The sequence below is a fragment of the Alkalihalophilus pseudofirmus genome, from assembly GCF_029094545.1.
GTDB lineage: Bacteria > Bacillota > Bacilli > Bacillales > Bacillaceae_D > Alkalihalophilus > Alkalihalophilus pseudofirmus.
The window spans coordinates 3,445,847-3,463,155 of record NZ_CP117835.1 but is presented as its reverse complement, the minus strand read 5'-3'; the positions used below and the strand labels follow the sequence as shown (position 1 = coordinate 3,463,155).

18 protein-coding genes and 2 pseudogenes are annotated in these 17,309 nt (G+C 41.4%); 14 read left to right on the top strand and 6 right to left on the bottom strand.

From position 1 onward, the window contains the following. Positions 1–48: 48 nt before the first annotated feature. Positions 49–816 carry a TIGR01457 family HAD-type hydrolase gene (locus PQ478_RS18300; RefSeq protein WP_289235089.1) on the top strand — a complete coding sequence of 256 codons (768 nt, stop codon included), beginning with the start codon at positions 49–51 and terminating at the stop codon, positions 814–816. Between the two features lie 838 nt (positions 817–1,654). On the opposite strand, the gene PQ478_RS18295 is transcribed toward PQ478_RS18300, so the two are convergent. Beyond that, complete coding sequence (locus PQ478_RS18295) at positions 1,655–2,161, bottom strand: phosphatidylglycerophosphatase A family protein (protein WP_022629013.1); 507 nt, start codon at positions 2,159–2,161, stop codon at positions 1,655–1,657. Between the two features lie 145 nt (positions 2,162–2,306). Between PQ478_RS18295 and yutH the strand changes: the two genes are divergently transcribed. From yutH to PQ478_RS18270, 5 genes are all read left to right on the top strand, one after another. Continuing rightward, positions 2,307–3,344 (top strand): spore coat putative kinase YutH, encoded by a 1,038-nt coding sequence (gene yutH / locus PQ478_RS18290; protein ID WP_289235088.1) that lies wholly within the window; start codon positions 2,307–2,309, stop codon positions 3,342–3,344. A gap of 236 nt (positions 3,345–3,580) precedes the next feature. Next, complete coding sequence (locus PQ478_RS18285; protein WP_289235087.1) at positions 3,581–4,876, top strand: homoserine dehydrogenase; 1,296 nt, start codon at positions 3,581–3,583, stop codon at positions 4,874–4,876. 3 nt (positions 4,877–4,879) lie between these two features. Further along, positions 4,880–5,944 (top strand): threonine synthase, encoded by a 1,065-nt coding sequence (gene thrC, locus PQ478_RS18280; RefSeq protein ID WP_289235086.1) that lies wholly within the window; start codon positions 4,880–4,882, stop codon positions 5,942–5,944. Further along, positions 5,941–6,861, top strand: coding sequence for a homoserine kinase (thrB, locus tag PQ478_RS18275; protein ID WP_083633556.1), 921 nt, complete (start codon positions 5,941–5,943; stop codon positions 6,859–6,861). The genes thrC and thrB overlap by 4 nt, the downstream gene beginning before the upstream one ends. 89 nt (positions 6,862–6,950) lie before the next feature. Further along, positions 6,951–7,181, top strand: a complete 231-nt coding sequence (locus tag PQ478_RS18270) for a transcriptional regulator SplA domain-containing protein (protein WP_022629009.1) — start codon at positions 6,951–6,953, stop codon at positions 7,179–7,181. A 73-nt stretch (positions 7,182–7,254) separates the two neighbouring features. On the opposite strand, the gene PQ478_RS18265 is transcribed toward PQ478_RS18270, so the two are convergent. Beyond that, entirely contained in the window at positions 7,255–7,548 is a 294-nt protein-coding gene (locus tag PQ478_RS18265; RefSeq protein WP_411809986.1) for a NifU family protein, read from the bottom strand. 127 nt (positions 7,549–7,675) lie between these two features. On the opposite strand from PQ478_RS18265, the pseudogene PQ478_RS18260 reads away from it, so the two are divergent. Beyond that, a pseudogene (locus tag PQ478_RS18260) lies at positions 7,676–8,434 on the top strand (SDR family NAD(P)-dependent oxidoreductase). 81 nt (positions 8,435–8,515) lie between these two features. Then, on the top strand, positions 8,516–8,821 hold the full coding sequence (locus PQ478_RS18255) for a YuzD family protein (protein ID WP_289235085.1): 306 nt from the start codon (positions 8,516–8,518) through the stop codon (positions 8,819–8,821). A 606-nt stretch (positions 8,822–9,427) separates the two neighbouring features. Here PQ478_RS18255 and PQ478_RS18250 read toward each other — a convergent pair. Next, positions 9,428–10,498, bottom strand: a complete 1,071-nt coding sequence (locus PQ478_RS18250; RefSeq protein WP_012960308.1) for an NAD(P)/FAD-dependent oxidoreductase — start codon at positions 10,496–10,498, stop codon at positions 9,428–9,430. Between the two features lie 411 nt (positions 10,499–10,909). Beyond that, positions 10,910–11,071 (bottom strand): annotated as a pseudogene (locus PQ478_RS21995) (TetR/AcrR family transcriptional regulator); the annotation flags it as partial. 213 nt (positions 11,072–11,284) lie between these two features. Between PQ478_RS21995 and PQ478_RS18245 the strand changes: the two are divergent. The 4 genes from PQ478_RS18245 to PQ478_RS18230 all read left to right on the top strand — a co-directional run bounded on the left by PQ478_RS18245 (position 11,285) and on the right by PQ478_RS18230 (position 13,852). Beyond that, positions 11,285–11,521: a YuzB family protein gene (locus PQ478_RS18245; protein WP_012960307.1), complete on the top strand. Its 237-nt coding sequence runs from the start codon at positions 11,285–11,287 to the stop codon at positions 11,519–11,521. A gap of 96 nt (positions 11,522–11,617) precedes the next feature. Beyond that, entirely contained in the window at positions 11,618–11,857 is a 240-nt protein-coding gene (locus PQ478_RS18240; RefSeq protein ID WP_012960306.1) for a hypothetical protein, read from the top strand. Positions 11,858–11,885: 28 nt separating this feature from the next. Beyond that, positions 11,886–12,734 (top strand): diaminopimelate epimerase, encoded by an 849-nt coding sequence (gene dapF, locus PQ478_RS18235; protein WP_289235084.1) that lies wholly within the window; start codon positions 11,886–11,888, stop codon positions 12,732–12,734. Positions 12,735–12,904: 170 nt separating this feature from the next. Continuing rightward, complete coding sequence (locus PQ478_RS18230; RefSeq protein WP_289235083.1) at positions 12,905–13,852, top strand: L-lactate dehydrogenase; 948 nt, start codon at positions 12,905–12,907, stop codon at positions 13,850–13,852. Positions 13,853–13,891: 39 nt separating this feature from the next. Here PQ478_RS18230 and mqnE read toward each other — a convergent pair whose 3' ends face one another. Further along, entirely contained in the window at positions 13,892–14,986 is a 1,095-nt protein-coding gene (gene mqnE, locus PQ478_RS18225) for an aminofutalosine synthase MqnE (protein ID WP_012960303.1), read from the bottom strand. A gap of 377 nt (positions 14,987–15,363) precedes the next feature. Between mqnE and PQ478_RS18220 the strand changes: the two genes are divergently transcribed. Together PQ478_RS18220 and PQ478_RS18215 are read left to right on the top strand one after the other, a co-directional pair. Beyond that, entirely contained in the window at positions 15,364–15,570 is a 207-nt protein-coding gene (locus PQ478_RS18220; RefSeq protein ID WP_289235082.1) for an aspartyl-phosphate phosphatase Spo0E family protein, read from the top strand. A gap of 79 nt (positions 15,571–15,649) precedes the next feature. Then, a complete protein-coding gene (locus tag PQ478_RS18215) occupies positions 15,650–16,003 on the top strand; it encodes a HesB/IscA family protein (RefSeq protein WP_075683827.1) in 354 nt (117 codons plus the stop codon). Positions 16,004–16,045: 42 nt separating this feature from the next. Here PQ478_RS18215 and PQ478_RS18210 read toward each other — a convergent pair whose 3' ends face one another. Beyond that, the gene (locus PQ478_RS18210) at positions 16,046–17,038 is read right to left on the bottom strand and encodes an NAD(P)/FAD-dependent oxidoreductase (protein ID WP_289235081.1); all 993 of its coding nucleotides are present in this window, start codon (positions 17,036–17,038) and stop codon (positions 16,046–16,048) included. Between the last annotated feature and the right edge of the window lie 271 nt (positions 17,039–17,309).

Here is a 17,309-nt window from a genome sequence, read left to right as displayed (position 1 = left end):
CGACAGCCACCTTGCCTAAAGGTGGTTGTTTCTTATAAGGAGTAGAAAATGAAAGCATATAAAGGATTTCTAATTGATTTAGACGGAACAATGTACCGAGGCACTGAACCGATTCCTGAAGCCATTGATTTTGTGAAAAGAATAGAACAAATGGGTTATCCTTATTTATTTGTGACAAACAATTCTACCAAAACTCCAAGAGAAGCAGCAGGGATATTACAGAATATGGGGGTTCCTGCGACAAGTGAACATATTTTCACGACAAGTATGGCTGCAGCGGGTGTGATTAAAGACCTTAAACCGAATGCAAAAGTTTTAATGGTAGGAGAAAATGGACTAAAGCAAAGTCTTCTTGATGAGGGACATGAATTGGTTGATGTGGACCCAGACTATGTTGTGATGGGATTAGATCGAGAAATTACATATGAAAAGTTAGCAAAAGCAGCACTGGCTGTTCGAAGTGGTGCTGCGTTTATTGCAACAAATGGCGATCGTGCCTTACCGACTGAAAAAGGACTAATGCCTGGTGCCGGCTCACTTATATCAGTGATTACGACTTCTACTGGAGTGAAACCGACCTTTATTGGAAAGCCTGAGCCGATCATGATCGAACAGGCACTTGAGAAGATAGGGGTTAAAAAAGAAGAGGCACTGATGATTGGTGATAATTATGACACAGATATCTTAGCGGGAATCAATGCCGATGTTGATACACTTATGGTATTAACGGGAGTAAGCAATGAGGAGCATTTAAAAGATGTTGACGATAAACCGACGTATGTTTTACCGTCATTATCTGAATGGCAGTTTAATTAAACGTTTGTTTAAGAGGTTCATGCATGTGCATGGGCTTTTTTGTTTCCTAGACCATTTATATTACCTTAGGCTTGTGTAAGCTCGCCGCTCCTGAAATATACTTCGCTTTTCGCGGGGAGCTGGTGAGCTTCCTCGGGCTTTTGCCCTGTGGGATCTCACCCCTGCTCTAGTCCCCGCAGAAATCTCGCATATTTCATCCGCTGGGTTAGTGCATTTTGTAATTAATATGTGGAGTGATGGGAGTGATTTAGTTATGGCTTCAAAGATTATTTATCTTAAAATACATTAAACATTGGTTATAGCATAGGCGTCGCTGCTGAAATATGCTTCGCTTTCCGTGTGGAGCTGGTGAGCTTCCTCGGGCTTTTGCCCTGCGGGATCTCACCCCTGCTCTAGTCCACACAGGAGTCTACGCATATTTCATCCGCTAGGGTTATTACGTTTTGTAAATATTATGTGAACCGGAATAGTTATTGTTAAGTTCGAATTATAAGGATGCATCCGCTATGTACACTGAACTGCTGCTTATAAAAGTGGGAGTACTATACAAAACCCTTCCTCCGTTGATCGGAGCGGAAGGCGCCGACTCCAGCGGGATGCGCGTGGCCAGGAAGCTCCCGGGCCGCCCGCGGAAAGCCTGCGCCTGCAGTAGAAATCAACAACTATGTAAGGAGAGCTGACCTTTGGGCGATGGAACAAAAAAAGTATCTTACAAGCTTGGACCTTTCTTAGGCATATGTAATAGATCCGACTAATCACTTAAGTGGCAGCCGAATCTAGGGTATGTTGATCTGGTGTAGTAAACTAGGAAGCATATTTTAATCCATCCCTTAGCACCTTACTCTACATTTGCAGCACGGTGAGCGAGGCGGCTTGAAGCAGCTGCTGCAATCGCACCTACAATATCATCTAGAAACGTGTGACACTCCCCACTTGACTTGTCATTTAATTTCTTTAAAATCCCAGGTTTTTGTTTATCGATATAGCCATAATTTGTAAATCCGATTGAGCCGTACACATTTACGATAGACAATGCAATAATTTCATCGACCCCATATAACCCTTCATCTCTTGCAATAATCCCTTGAAGCGGTTCTTCGAGCTTATTTTGCTCTGTTAATACATCTAATTGAATTCCTGTTAATATCGCATTTTGAATTTCGCGTTTGCGGATCACTCGATTGACGTTATGAATGCAGTCATCCATCTCTAAATTGGGATGGTATTTTTCTTGAAGAAAATAGACTAGATCGGCAATGTCGTTAATCGTTACGCCGCGCTCTTCAAGTGCTTCACGAGCTCTTTTTTCAACTTCATCAATAGGTTGTGGTTTTTTCTCAGACATAAAATCCCCTCCAGCGTTCGGTTCACCTTATCAACACTTGGTGTGGAGACAAAATGATTATTACTAGTCTACGGGAGTTGAACACATTTTATGCAGATGGGTCATAGACTAGATAAAAGGTGTGTATGGCAAGGAGGGGAAAAGTGTGTTTGAGCGCAATGTATATGATCAGTACGGGCTTTATTGTGACTCGCGTTTTGCTTTAGGAGACTTTGAAGGATTTGAAGCCGGCGGGAAGTCGTATGTATTCTTTCCAAAAGAAGATTGTGCTTCAAAAGAACAAGAAATGCTTGATTATGCTGAATATTACCGTTCGATTGGCGATGCTTCTATGCTCACTTTGCAAAAAACGAAATCAAACGGAAATGTCGGACTGATTGACGGGCAGGAAGTTTATTTATTTGAAATGCCTGAACCTGAGCGAAATGGAGGCCTCCACTTAGAATCTAGTTATGACATTGGCGGTCACTTAGCTACGATTCATTATTACGGAAAGCAAATGCCTCAAACGAGGAAATCGCATGACTATTTTGGACAGTGGCATAAGTTATGGGAGAAGAGACTTGAGCAGCTTGAGGGCTGGTATCAACAGATTAGTTATGAGCAGCCAAGATCCTATGTTGATGAGGCTTTTTTGTACTCTTACCCATATTATATGGGTCTTACAGAAAATGCGATTCAATATGCGGTCGATGCAAGGCTTGATGATCCTGCTCATGACAAGGAGCAAGGGACGGTATGTCATAGACGATTTACAGATCAAACATGGCTTGTGACATCTACACGAGGCGGCATCATAAAACGACCGACAGAATTTGTATATGATCATCCTTGCCGAGATATCGCAGAGTGGATTAGACAAAAGCGCTACGATCAGGCGCTAAGCCGTAATAATAATTGGGAAGATGTGCATTCATTTATTGAAGGCTATGAGCAATATGAACCTTTAAGCACGTATGCTTGGAGATTAACCTATGCTCGGCTGCTTTTCCCTGTACATTATTTTGAGTCGATTGAGAACTACTACCGGGCCCAAATAAATGAGGATAAACAAGAGCATGGTCAGGTGTTTTTCTCCTTAATTGAACAAGAAGGAGAAAACGAACAATTTTTAAAGCAATTTTCAGAGATGATACGGATTCCTAAAACCTCCTCAAGAACTCCAAATGTAGAATGGTTATAGTCAAATGCAAAGGAAGCCGCCTTTTTATAGGCGGTTTTTTTAGTGCGTGTATTTAATTGAGGGCGATAAATGGATAATGTGGTATGATATATTGAAATTGTTTGAACATTTACAAAATACCCCTTGTTTTAAATGAAAATTCATCTTATAATGTCCTTTATACAAATACAAATGTTCTTTTTAGAGGAACAAAACAGAGAAACAGATCGTATAGTTTGGATTGGAGTGGAGCAGAAATGAAACAAGGCATCAATGTAGGGTTATTAGGACTTGGAACGGTAGGAACAGGGGTTATTTCGATTATTAAACAGCACCAGCAGGAATTAAAGCATCAAGTAGGATGCGCTGTAAATGTGGCCAAGGTGCTTGTTCGTGATATAGATAAGAAACGTGGAGTTGAAGTTGAGGAAAACTGGCTGACAACAGACCCTGCGGAAGTATGCTGCGACCCAGAGATTGATGTGGTGATTGAAGTGATGGGCGGTGTGGAAGATACGAAAGAACATCTTGCCAATGCCCTAAAAAATAAAAAGCATGTCGTAACTGCAAATAAAGATTTAATGGCACTGTACGGAGCAGAGCTTTTGCATCTCGCTTCAGAAAACGGCTGTGACCTGTTTTATGAGGCAAGTGTAGCTGGAGGAATTCCTATTTTGAGAAGCTTAGCTGACGGCTTAGCGGCTGATCGGATTACAAAGATGATGGGGATTGTGAATGGGACAACAAACTATATCTTAACAAAGATGTCGCAAGAAGGAAGTCCATACTTAGATGTATTAGCCCAAGCGCAGGAATTGGGTTTTGCAGAAAGTGATCCGACTTCTGATGTGGAAGGATTAGATGCTGCAAGAAAGATGGCAATTCTTTCTACTTTAGGGTTCTCGATGGATGTTAGTCTTGAAGATGTCTCAGTCAAAGGGATTTCACAAGTAACGGATCGCGACCTTCATTACTGTGAACAGCTTGGTTATACAATGAAATTAATCGGTATCGCTAAGCGTGATGATGACCGAATTGAAGTAAGTGTAGGACCGACACTTCTGCCAAATGACCATCCGCTAGCTGCTGTAAATAATGAATACAATGCCGTTTATGTTTACGGAGAAGCAGTTGGAGAGACAATGTTCTATGGCCCAGGTGCTGGCTCGCTGCCGACAGCAACAGCAGTGGTTTCAGATTTAGTGACAGTGATGAAGAACATGCGCTTAGGAGTGAATGGTCATACCGTTCATGCGCCGCTTCATGAGAAGGTACTTAAAGAAGATAAGGAAATTGATTCTAAGTATTTCTTACGAATGAGAGTGACAGATAAAGCAGGTACATTCTCTGCTATTACTTCGTTATTTGCAGAATATGAAGTCAGCTTTGAGAAGCTTCTGCAGCTTCCGCTAGATGGGGGAGAAGAAGCTGAAGTTATTGTTATTACGCATCATACAAGCAAAGAGAATTATCAGGAATTATATGAACGTTTACAAGCGCTTGAGGTTGTAGAAAACGTAGAGAGCAGCTACCGTGTTGAGGGAGGACAATAAATAATGAGCAAATGGAATGGGTTACTTCATGAATATAAAGAATTTTTACCAGTGAATGACAAAACGCCAATGTTAACGTTAAAAGAAGGAAATACTCCTTTGATCCCTCTTGAAACTCTGTCAAAGGAATGGGGAGTGGAGCTATATGTTAAGGTAGAAGGGGCAAACCCGACTGGTTCTTTTAAAGATCGCGGAATGGTCATGGCTGTTGCGAAAGCAAAGGAAGAAGGCAGTGACACAATTATTTGTGCTTCAACAGGAAATACGTCAGCAGCGGCTGCGGCTTACGGTGCGCGTCTTGGCATGAGATGTATTGTCGTTATCCCTGAAGGCAAAATTGCTCTTGGTAAATTAGCACAAGCTGTCATGTACGGGGCTGAAGTCATCGAGATTAAAGGAAACTTTGATCATGCGCTTGAAATTGTTCGTGCAATTAGTGAAACGGAGCCGATTACGCTGGTAAACTCGGTAAACCCTTATCGAATTGAAGGGCAGAAAACGGCTGCATTTGAAGTATGTGATGCACTTGGGCAAGCGCCGGATGTACTTGCAATCCCTGTAGGAAATGCCGGAAATATTACAGCGTATTGGAAAGGGTTTAACGAATACCACGAAAAGAAAGGTACGGGCCTTCCTGAAATGCGTGGGTTTGAGGCAGAGGGAGCAGCCGCGATTGTTCGTGATGAAGTTATTGAAGAGCCTGAAACCGTTGCTACAGCCATTCGTATCGGAAATCCTGCCAGCTGGTCTCAAGCGGTAACTGCAGCTAATGATTCAAATGGAGCCATTGATTATGTAACAGATGAAGAAATTTTAGAGGCGTATCAACTTTTAGCTAAGCGTGAAGGGGTATTTGCTGAACCGGCATCTTGCGCTTCATTAGCAGGTGTGAAAAAGCAGCTTGCTTCAGGTGAATTAAAGAAAGGCTCAAAGATTGTATGTGTGTTAACAGGAAACGGCTTAAAAGATCCAAGCACAGCAATGGATACAGTAGCTGTTAAACCAACGGTTCTTCCTAATGAAAAGGATGCATTCTTATCTCATATTAAAGGAGGGGTTAAGCTGTGAGCGTTGAACCTTTTATGATTACGGTTCCTGGCAGCACGGCAAACCTAGGCCCTGGATTTGATTCTGTAGGACTTGCGGTTGATCGATATTTAACGTTAGTCGCAAAACCCGCAGATGCTTGGTCGTTTTATTCTGAATCACCGGATCTCAAAGGCGTTCCAACTGATGAAGAGAACCTTATTTACAAAGTGGCAAAACACGTAGCTGATACATACGGCTATATGCTCACCCCTTGTGAAGTCGAGATGACAAGCGATATTCCGTTAACAAGAGGTCTAGGAAGCAGTGCTGCTGCGATTGTAGCTGGAATAGAGCTTGCTAATCAACAAATGAATAATGTTCTATCTCCTGAAGAGAAAGTGCGCCTGTCGAGTCTTTGGGAGGGTCACCCTGATAATGTAGCAGCCTCTGTATATGGAGGACTTGTTATCGGCACTCACACAGAGGAAGCGACGCATGTTCTGTATGGAGGAGTGCCTGAAGTTGATCTAGTCGTTGTCATTCCAAAGCACGAGCTGTTAACGAAAAAAGCTCGTGGGGTGCTGCCTGAATCCCTTCCGTACAAAAAAGCTGTCAGAGGGAGCGGGGTAGCTAATGTGTTAGTCGCTGCGCTTCTTCAGGGCAATTTCAGCTTAGCTGGAGAGATGATGAGTGCAGACATCTTTCATCATCCATACCGAGGAGAGCTGGTCCCGCACCTGCAAGATGTGATTGATGTCGTGCGCGAGGATACGGATGCATATGGTGCAGCATTAAGCGGTGCTGGTCCAACAATTTTCTGCTTAGCCCCTCTAAATCGCGGGGAAGCAGTGAAAGAAGTACTCTCGAAACGTTTCCCAGACTTTGAAATTGATGTTTTAGCCCCTGCTAAGCACGGGGTCTGTGTCAAGGTTCCGAGCTATTTACGAGAAGCTTAATCTAAGTTCCAGCCTAAACATTTTCATATGAATAGTTCAAGCATAGTCGGGCAAACCATAATCATCAGCCATGAAAAGGAGTGTCCGCTATGCTTGATATGAATCAATTACATGAAGGGCAGTCGGTATATGTGATCTATAGGAATCCACACACGCCGACTGTCTCCTCTATTCAAGAGGCAACGATTGCCCTAGATCCAATGAATCCAGGCCAGATGTCTCTTGTCTTATTTGATTATTACCATCCCATTGAAGAAGACGATGCTATTTTTTCTTCCTATGAAGAAGCAGAAGCCTCTTACGATGATTATTTTATGTAAATGAAAAAAGCCCGCAGCTGCGGGCTTTTTATTATGAAGCAGTATCGATCTTACTCAATACGAATAGCTTACATTAAAATACTTGCTCGATTTCTTTTACGCCAGGAACTTCTTCAAGAAGAGCGCGTTCAATTCCTGCTTTTAGCGTAATTGTTGAACTTGGGCAAGAACCGCATGCACCAAGAAGACGAACTTTAACGATACCATCTTCAACTTCTACAAGTTCAACGTCCCCGCCATCACGAAGCAAGAAAGGACGAAGCTTATCTAATACTTCCTGTACTTGCTCAACCATTTCAGTACTTGTTGCCATTATTAACAACCCCTTTCTATCTATATTATAATAGCCAGCACGAAAAAAATCCATGAATCTGCCATGATCATTTAAATATGGGCTGAATATTTTTTGTGAAACGAACCACAACCATCTCTAAGAAAAACATGCATATTTTGTATAAGTTATGTATAATTAAAGTACATATGTTGTGGAGGGGATGATGATGAGAGCGGTGTTAATAACAGGAGCTACCTCTGGAATCGGAAAAGCAGCCGTTCATCGCTTTGCTAAAGAAGGAGATCATGTGATTGCTGTCAGTAAATCTTATGAAAAAGGCTCGTTCTTTATTAGTGAAATTGATCGATGTGAGTACAAAGGACATGTCGATTTTTTTCAAGCCGATATTAGGAGTGAAAATGAAGTGGAGAGATTGTACGCAGAGCTTTCTATGACATTTCGATCGATTGATGTGCTCGTTAACAATGCAGGAGTGGTTCAGCCAGCTGCAGGGATGATTGAGAAAATCTAGGAAGATGAATGGGACGAGTTGTTTAACACAAACGTGAAAGCTGCTTTTTTGATGATGAAACATGGGTTGAAACAGATGGATCGAAAAAAAGGAGCAGCGATTATTAATGTAGCTTCTGCTATGGGATCTACTACATACCCCCCTGCACTAGCTGCTTATAATTCATCAAAAGCGGCCCTCATTTCGTTAACAAAATCATTAGCCGCTCGCTACGCTAAGCAGGGAATAAGAATTAATACCATATCACCTGGACTTGTAGATACCCCGCTCGCTCATTGGCTGTATGGAGGAAAATGCTCATTTAAAAAGGTTAGCGAAAAGCACCCAAGAGGGTATGGCGCAGCTCCAGATGAGATCGCCTCCATTATTTATTTTCTTGCCTCAGAAGATGCTTCCTATGTGATCGGCCATAACTTGATTGCCGATGGAGGCCATTCCTTAAAGTAAGAGATTGATCTTTCGCTATCGTTTCCTATATGCTAAAAGTACAGATATGGTTAGGATAGGTAAACGAAGAGGGGTGCTGTTATGAGCGAAATTAGACTTGTCGTGTACGGAGCAGAAGAGAAATGTGCCAGCTGCATTAATTTACCCACTGCATATGAGACCAAAGAGTGGCTAGAAGCGGCTCTGTCAAGAAAGTATGAACAGGAGAATGTGAAAGTGGACTATGTAGATATCCACGGAACCTACGGTGAAGAGCATCAGTCTTACGTTAATGCTATTTTAGAGGATGAATATTTTTATCCGCTTATTGTATTTAACGATGAAGTAGTAGGGGAAGGAAATCCGCGTTTGAAGACTATTTATGAGAAGATTGAAGAAAGTCGATAAGCGAGATCCGTATTGTGGTGTTTAATTGCGTCGTTTCAACACGTTTATGCGCCGGTTGAAAAGCTGATTGCGCGTGGCACACTGTTATTGCGTCGTTTGTATACTTAATTGCGTCAATCAAAACGAATTGTACCTTTTCAACCTTTTTATGCGTCTAAGATGAGAGAAATTGATTCATTTCAAAGAGTATATGCGTCACTTCATACACAGGGAAAAAGCTGTCCGCATAAATGGGACAGCTTTTTGGTGTTCAGCTTCGGCTCCTTGTCCTGCGGGTAAAAATGGTGAATCGAACGAAGCTAAAGAACAGCTTCTAATCGCTTCGCCTTATTTTACCGCATGCCAAAGCAGTCGCCTCCGCTTTTCTTGTCTAGCTGCAGGGTTCAGGTAATCGGTGGCTTCACTTTGTCAAACGAAGCAAAAAGCGCTTCTCATTGCCAAAGCTCCATCCTCCTCATACCTAAACGAACCCTTCCACCTTTCTTAATGTCTAGTTCCGGCTCGTTGCCTTGCGGGAAATAACGGTGCATCGAATGAAGTCAAAGAGCGACTTCATATCCCTGCCCCTCATATTTCTGCAAGCCAGCCCACTCGCCTCCACTTTTCTTATGACCCTGAGTGGTGTTTGTACATCCAGAGGACGCCGCTTTTTAGGACGCGTGGCACTCGGCCTAGCAGGGTGCGTTCGCCCATTAGTCCGAAGCCGTGCTTTTTACCTAGTGATCCGAGTACTCCTTTTAACTTGATGCGCGGGAGTTCCTCAGGAAGCGGTTCGTTGTTCCATTGCTTCTTTAAGATCGTTACAATTTGCTCTGCTTGTCCTTCCGCAAGCTGTGCGCTTGGTGCATGCGGAAGGCTCGCACAGTCACCTACAACAAAGACATTTTCGTCTGTTGGAAGGAAGTGCTGAGGAGTTAATACCACACGGCCTTGCTTATCTTTTTCAACATCTAGGTTGCGAACAACTTCTACTGGCTGAATGCCGGCAGTCCAAATGACAGCATCGGTGTCAACACGCTCATCATGGTTGTATAGAGCGCCTTCTTCTACTTTGGTGATATTCGATTTATTAATCACTTCTACGCCGTGGTCAATAAACCAATTTTGGACATACGTACTTAAGCGGCGAGGGAACATAGATAGAATGATCTCGCCACGGTCAAATAATTTAATTGTTAGATCAGGACGGCTTTCACGAAGTTCACTAGCAAGCTCTACACCACTTAAGCCAGCGCCGACAATTGATACGACACCTTGCGGGCGGATATTGTTGAGGGCTTCATACGTGCGTCTTGTTGCTTCCATCGTTTGAATGCCGTATGTGTGCTCCTTAGCGCCTGGTACGCCGTGGTATTTATCTTCACAGCCAAGACCGATAATTAACTGGTCATAAGGAACAAACTCCCCGTTGCTTAATTCAACGGTTTTATCGTTTAAATGGATTTCTGAAATCGTTTCGTATTTAATGTTCAGACGAGAGTCTTCTGGAAATTGAACGCGCAGATGATGATCTGCTGCTGTTCCTGCTGCAAGAGCATAGTATTCCGTTTTCAGACAGTGATAAGGCAGTCGGTCAATCAGTGTAATCTCAACGTCATTTGGCAGATCATTCGGTAAGAGGCGCTGTAAAATACGCATACCGCCATATCCTGCACCTAAAACAACAAGTTTTTTCATAAGTGAGTATCTCCTTTGCTCTGTAATAGATTCTAAACTGGCATGGATAAGGTCCATAATTTTAGAAAGTAACTGAGCTTTTGTAGGTTCTTTCGCAAACGTTTGTAAACCATACGAAACATGACTGTTTATAATGTGCGACCACGTTTTAATAGGAATAGAAGAACGAATATAACCTGTTTCTTCTGCTTGAGATAACAGGGTTTCCCAATGTGGGAGAAGCAGTTGTTCATCCTCGATCACATGCTTCCAAATTTGAATGGTTAATGCAGGGTGAATGTCATAATCACTTAAAATAAATTGAAGATAAGAGCGAATACGTACCCCGAGAGGAAGAGTCCTCAGATTAGGCTGTTCAATGTATGGAAGCGCAGCTTGTATCCGTTCGGTTGCAAGCGATTGCATAATGGATTCTTTAGTAGGAAAATAATTAAAGAACGTACCTTTTGCGACATTAGCTGCCTTTGTGATCTCTAAGACAGTCGTATGAGAGAAACCTTTTTCAAGAAATAGTTCTCTGGCTGCTTGTTCAATTCTCTTTTTCGTTTGTGTTTTCTTTGCTCTCTCACTCATGTCGTCGCTCCTTAAAAATGACCCTGGTCAGTTTTGATTATAACGAGTTATACAGTAAATAACAACAAATTTGTGAATTTTTTTAGACAAAGAAAGCATTAAAATGATGCGTTAAAATCTTCCTTCATATTATAAACAGATTATAATCAGATATCATTGACTTATAGTTCGCATCCGAGTAGGATTATAGACAAGAAATTTGAGGTGAAAGTGATGCGTCCTATTATCGAATTTTGTTTAAGTAATCTTGCAAGCGGCACTCAAAAGGCGATGGAAGAGCTAGAACGTGACCCTAATCTAGATATTATTGAATACGGATGTCTAGGAAATTGCGGGAGTTGTGCTGTCACACCTTTTGCGCTTGTAAATGGAGAATATATTTCTGGTGAAACAAATGAAGAGCTTGTAGAAAATATCTACACGTATTTAGAGGAAAATCCTATGTTCTAATAGTCAGCTTCTAGACATTCTAGAAGCTTCTTTTGTACGTCTGGAGCTGAATCTATACAACGAACAGCAATTAACTGAAGAGAGTAGGTGTAGAATATGGATGTGATACCTTTTCAACATACATTGCCATATGAGCGGCAATTTGAGGATATTTATGTGAGCTCTTGTCCGTTTTGTGAGGAAGAGCAAGTCTTGACCCATATGAAACCTCGTGATTATAAGCAAGCTAAAGAAGGTGTCAAAACGATCTTAATTATGCCGTGCTGCCGTAGTAAAATTACGATATTAGAAGCAGACGACGATTATTTTTGGGCAGATGAGCCATTAAGAAAATAACCAGTAAAAAAATGAGCGAGGGATCTAGATGAAATTCACGAAAATGCACGGCCTTGGAAACAGCTATATTTACGTAGATTTATTTAAAGAAACATTGGAAGAAGAGCAATTGGCTGCATTAGCTGTAGAGGTTGCTGACAAAAATAAAGGAATTGGTTCTGACGGGATGATCCTGGTATGCCCTTCAGACGTTGCGCCTGTGAAAATGAGAGTATTTAATAATGACGGGTCAGAAGCAAAAAACTGTGGTAACGGCCTTCGCTGTGTAGCAAAATTTGCTTATGAACATGGTTATGTTAAAGATCAAACATTCCAAATTGAAACATTAGGCGGGCTTGTTACGGCAACAGTCCATATAGAAGGAGAGCGCGTTCATACGGTGACGGTCAATATGGGCAAGCCTCGTCTAACTAGAGAGAGTCTTCCGATGCTTGGTTCATCAACGGAAAAAATAGTAGCAGAGCCATTCGAAGTCGCTGAAACGAAGCTTGAGCTTACAGCTGTGTCAATGGGGAATCCGCATGGAGTGTTTTTTGTAGAAGATATTAACCAAGCACCAGTAGATACATTAGGACCGATTATTGAAAAAGATGAGCGTTTTCCGGAATGGGTCAATGTAGAATTTGTAGAGGTTGTCAGTGGGTCAGAGCTTCATTTCCGGGTGTGGGAGAGAGGCTCAGGAATTACGCAGGCTTGCGGGACGGGAGCATGTGCTGCAGTCGTTGCATCAATCCTGAATGGACATTCTAGCAAAGGGGAATCTGTAACGGTGCACCTGCTCGGGGGAGACCTTGAGATTGAATGGACCGAGTCAGGAGATGTGTTAATGACCGGTGCAGCTGAAATTATTTGTGAAGGTGTATTTGAACGTAAATAAAGATAAATATTAGTACGAGGAAGTTGGTATAAAGCCAGCTTCTATTTTATATTTTATTTGTGAAGAATTTCACAAATTAGACGTAACTATTTATAAGAAGTGGTAGATTTTAGACATTTTTTAACATAGACTAAGGGGGAGTTAAGGAGAGATTTACGAGGAGGTATGACATGATTAATGAGTTGAAAAGCATGAAGGTAGTTTTAATAGGGGCAGGATCTGTTGGAGCAAGTTACGCCTTTGCTTTACTAAATCAAGGATTTGTCAGAGATTTAGTAATCATCGATCTAAATCACGGAAAAGCGGAAGGAGATGCGATTGATCTTCTTCACGGCATGCCGTTTTCCTCTCCAATGAATATATGGGCTGGAACCTACGAGGATTGCAAGGATGCTGATCTTGTCGTAAATTGTGCTGGAGCTAACCAAGGTCCTGGAGAAACAAGATTAGACCTGCTTGAAAAGAATGCTAAGATTTTTAAAGTGATCACAGAGTCTGTAATGAAATCAGGGTTCAAAGGAATCTTTTTGATTGCGACAAACCCGGTGGATGTGCTTACTTATGCCACATGGAAGTATTCGGGTCTCCCAGCTCACCGAATTATCGGCTCTGGAACAGTTCTAGATACAGCGAGATTCCGTTATGCATTGGCAGATAAATTTGAAGTCGATGCTAGAAATGTACATGCCTACATATTAGGAGAGCATGGAGATCTCTCTCTTCCTGTATACAGCCACGTTACTATCGGCGGCAAGCCGCTCAAAGATTATCAAGACCCTAATAAACCCAACAGTGAAGAACTTGAACAGTTATTTGTCGGAGTTCGAGATGCTGCCTATGATATTATTCAAAAGAAAGGCTCAACCTATTATGGGATTGCGATGGGCCTTGCTAGAATCACAAAAGCCATCATAAAAAATGAGAATGCAGTGCTCCCGGTCTCGGCTTTGCTTGATGGTGAATACGGACAAAAAGATGTGTGTATCGGTGTGCCAGCCATTATCAACTCTAACGGAATTAGAGAACTGGTAGAATTAAATTTAACAGAGACTGAACAAAAGCAATTTAATAAGTCTGCTGACGTTTTAAAACAATCCATCAATCAAATTTTTAATTAACAAAAAGCCGTTCCATAAAAGGAACGGCTTTCTTTATGTTTAGTAAGTTTTGATAACGTTATAGAAGGTGTCACGTTCAACTGGAACTTTATTTGCACTCTTAATTAAGTGGATTAATTCATCACGAGTAATACCTTGAGAAGTGAGGGCTCCTACAGAGTGAGAGATACGCTCCTCAATAAGTGTACCGTGAATATCACTTGAGCCGAATGTCAGTGCCATTTGAGTCAGCTGCACACCGATGTTAATCCAGTATGCTTTAATATGATCAAAGTTATCTAACATAAGCCTGCTGATCGCAAGAGTTCTCATATCATCGTAAGCAGAAGTACGGCGTTTTAGACCAGCATTTACGCTGCGAGGCTGCATCGCAAGCGGGATAAATACCATATATCCATTTGTACGGTCTTGAAGCTGACGTAGACGATCCATATGGATAAGACGCTCTTCTTTCGATTCAATCGAACCATAAAGCATGGTAGCATGTGTTTTAAGTCCAAGATTGTGAGCTGTTTCATGAGCTTCGAGCCATTGGTCTGTCGATGCTTTATCAGGGCTCATTTTTAAGCGGTAACGCTCAGTTAAAATCTCCGCTCCGCCGCCAGGAAGGGTATCTAAACCTGCTTTAATTAATTCTTCAAGCACTTCTTTCATAGATAATCCTGAAATACGTGAGAAGAACTCAATTTCAGCACCTGTATAAGCTTTTACAGTCACATTAGGATAATGTTTTTTTAAGGTGCGGATTGTATCAAGATAATAATCAAACGGCACTTCATGGTTGTGCCCCCCAACAATATGGAATTCACGGATGTTATCATTCCAGCGCTCTTCTACGTATTTTAGAAGAGCTTCACTGTCCATCGTATAGGCTCCCTCTTGACCAGGCTTACGCTTAAATCCACAGAACCCGCAATTTGCTTCACATACATTTGTAGGGTTGATGTACATATTCTGAATAAAATAAACGTTGTCCCCGTTTTTCTTGTAGTTTACTTGATTAGCGAGTTGTGCGATCCCTAGAAGGTCAGGCGTATCATATAAATATAGGCCATCTTCAATCGATAATCGCTCGCCGTGCTGAACTTTCTCTGCAATTCCTTGTAGTTTTGTATCTGTAAGGATTGTTGTCATGTCCTTATCCTCCATTCCGTCTAAAGAGACGTTCGGTACATATTATTTTTCGTAACTCTAAGTAAAAGGCAGCAAACCTTATAAAAAGTATGTGGCAAAATGTTTGTACGATAATCACTATTATACTATCAGATAAAGATAATGAAAACAAAGTGAACGTTTTTGGAAAAGAGGAAGGATATTGAATATCTAGTGTAGAAATTGTAAAAAACAATGAAAATCATCTATATTTAGTTGTTTCATAGTTGATTTACTTACGGTAATTAATTAAAATGTAAGTAATATACAAATTTAGATGTACGGACGACTGTGATTTACTACTATATTATACTAAAGTTCTTTATTTATACATACATCTATTAGAGGGGTGAATGACGATGACTACAGCATTAACATATGATGCCTGTCTTGAAAAAATTGAATCTTTACGTGAAAAAATGATACATGCAGCAGCTAAACATGGTATGTCTCACCCACTCGTACTAGATTATAGCCAGGAATTAGATCGTGCCCATAATCTTGCTATGATGCATAACAATAATCAAGGAAAAAATAAACCTTTAAAGGAAGCGTTCCAATTTTGAGCAGATGATGAGCGCATGTCTCTTGAGGTTCAAGAGAACAAAAGGTATACTGAGAGCAATCGTTAATAGGAGTGATAAAATGATTACATTAACGGAAGCGGCAGTAAGCCAGATTAAAGAAATGATGAAAGCAGAAGGTCAAGAAGGTCTTATGCTTCGTGTCGGTGTTAAAGGCGGAGGCTGCAGCGGCTTGTCATATGGAATGGGTTTTGATACAGAAAAAACTGAAGATGACACAAAGCTTGAGATCAGCGGGCTGCCTGTATTAATCGACAATGAAAGTGCACCAATTATTAAAGGTGTCGTGATTGATTATAAACAAAATATGATGGGCGGCGGATTTACCATCGACAACCCTAATGCGATCGCAAACTGCGGGTGTGGTTCATCATTCCGTACAGCAGCCAATGCCGGAACGCCAGAAGATTGTTAACATGTAAAATGCCTTAGCGGATATCGCTAAGGCATTTTCTTATTAAAATAAGCTTGTGCTATGTCCTGGATGTAATTTAGCATCAGGGTCAATATAGGCTTTGGCATTATTAACAGCTGTCGGTGCTTCTCCAAATCCTGTGGCAATTAGTTTGACTTTGCCGTCATACGTACAAACATCCCCAGCCGAATAAATGCCTTTAATATTCGTTTCCATTTTAGAGTTTACGACGATGGAATTCTTTTCGATCTCAAGGCCCCACTGCTTAATTGGACCTAAAGAAGAAACAAACCCAAAGTTTACGATCACTGCGTCTACATCTAGTGTTTCTTTGCGGTCACCTTTGATTTCTTGAAGCGTGACTTGGTTAATAGCTTCTCCATCTCCATGGAGTTCCTTAATTTCAAAAGGTGTCATAACATTTACGTTTGATTGATGCAGAAGCTCGACACTATGTTCATGAGCACGGAACTTATCTCGGCGGTGAATTAGTGTGACTTCTTTTGCAAGCGGCTCGAGCATAAGCGACCAGTCAAGAGCTGAATCACCGCCGCCGCATACGAGCACCTTTTTACCGGTAAAGCTTGATAAATCGTTAATGAAATAATGAAGATTCTTTCCTTCGTATTCTTTTGCGCCGTCCACTTCAAGGCGACGAGGCTGGAAGGCACCTACGCCTGCAGTAATAATAATGGCTTTTGAAAAATGTGTTTCTTTATCCGTTGTGATCTTAAATGTCTCATCTTCTTGCTTCTCGACCTGGGTCACAGACTGTTCAAGTGCAACAGTCGGATTAAATTGCTCAGCCTGCTTTGTAAGTCCATCAACAAGATCTTGCGCCTTCACCTTTGGAAATCCGGCCACATCATATATGTACTTTTCCGGATATAAGGCAGATAATTGACCGCCTAATTGAGGCATGCTTTCAATGATTTTCACTTTTGCTTGTCTCATTCCAGCATAAAAAGCAGCAAACAGTCCTGTAGGTCCACCACCAATAATTGTAATGTCATACATTTGATCTTCGTTTGTCATCGTTTCTTGCCACCCCCGAAAAAGTTTGTCTCTACAATCCCATTATATGCATATCCACTTATAAAAAGAAAGAAGACGGGTCCCATCATTCTTAATTAAATCGTACATTATTCAATCGCACAATCCGCTTGAATAAATTGCTTAGATTAGAACATCTTATGTTTAAATGTAAAAACGCTTTCTTCGTAATATGGAAAAACAAAGAAAAGTAAAAATGCAGTTGAAAATTAGCGAAAAAACCAATATGATAGGAATTGTATTTGTGAATATT

Bases quoted from the DNA above. Each gene is read 5' to 3' on its own strand.
- PQ478_RS18300 (WP_289235089.1), top strand. From the start codon at position 49: ATGAAAGCATATAAAGGATTTCTAATTGATTTAGACGGAACAATGTAC.
- PQ478_RS18295 (WP_022629013.1), bottom strand. From the start codon at position 2,161: ATGTCTGAGAAAAAACCACAACCTATTGATGAAGTTGAAAAAAGAGCT.
- PQ478_RS18285 (WP_289235087.1), top strand. From the start codon at position 3,581: ATGAAACAAGGCATCAATGTAGGGTTATTAGGACTTGGAACGGTAGGA.
- thrC (WP_289235086.1), top strand. From the start codon at position 4,880: ATGAGCAAATGGAATGGGTTACTTCATGAATATAAAGAATTTTTACCA.
- PQ478_RS18270 (WP_022629009.1), top strand. From the start codon at position 6,951: ATGCTTGATATGAATCAATTACATGAAGGGCAGTCGGTATATGTGATC.
- PQ478_RS18265 (WP_411809986.1), bottom strand. From the start codon at position 7,548: ATGGATTTTTTTCGTGCTGGCTATTATAATATAGATAGAAAGGGGTTG.
- PQ478_RS18255 (WP_289235085.1), top strand. From the start codon at position 8,516: ATGAGCGAAATTAGACTTGTCGTGTACGGAGCAGAAGAGAAATGTGCC.
- PQ478_RS18250 (WP_012960308.1), bottom strand. From the start codon at position 10,498: ATGAAAAAACTTGTTGTTTTAGGTGCAGGATATGGCGGTATGCGTATT.
- PQ478_RS18245 (WP_012960307.1), top strand. From the start codon at position 11,285: ATGCGTCCTATTATCGAATTTTGTTTAAGTAATCTTGCAAGCGGCACT.
- PQ478_RS18240 (WP_012960306.1), top strand. From the start codon at position 11,618: ATGGATGTGATACCTTTTCAACATACATTGCCATATGAGCGGCAATTT.
- dapF (WP_289235084.1), top strand. From the start codon at position 11,886: ATGAAATTCACGAAAATGCACGGCCTTGGAAACAGCTATATTTACGTA.
- PQ478_RS18230 (WP_289235083.1), top strand. From the start codon at position 12,905: ATGATTAATGAGTTGAAAAGCATGAAGGTAGTTTTAATAGGGGCAGGA.
- mqnE (WP_012960303.1), bottom strand. From the start codon at position 14,986: ATGACAACAATCCTTACAGATACAAAACTACAAGGAATTGCAGAGAAA.
- PQ478_RS18220 (WP_289235082.1), top strand. From the start codon at position 15,364: ATGACTACAGCATTAACATATGATGCCTGTCTTGAAAAAATTGAATCT.
- PQ478_RS18215 (WP_075683827.1), top strand. From the start codon at position 15,650: ATGATTACATTAACGGAAGCGGCAGTAAGCCAGATTAAAGAAATGATG.
- PQ478_RS18210 (WP_289235081.1), bottom strand. From the start codon at position 17,038: ATGACAAACGAAGATCAAATGTATGACATTACAATTATTGGTGGTGGA.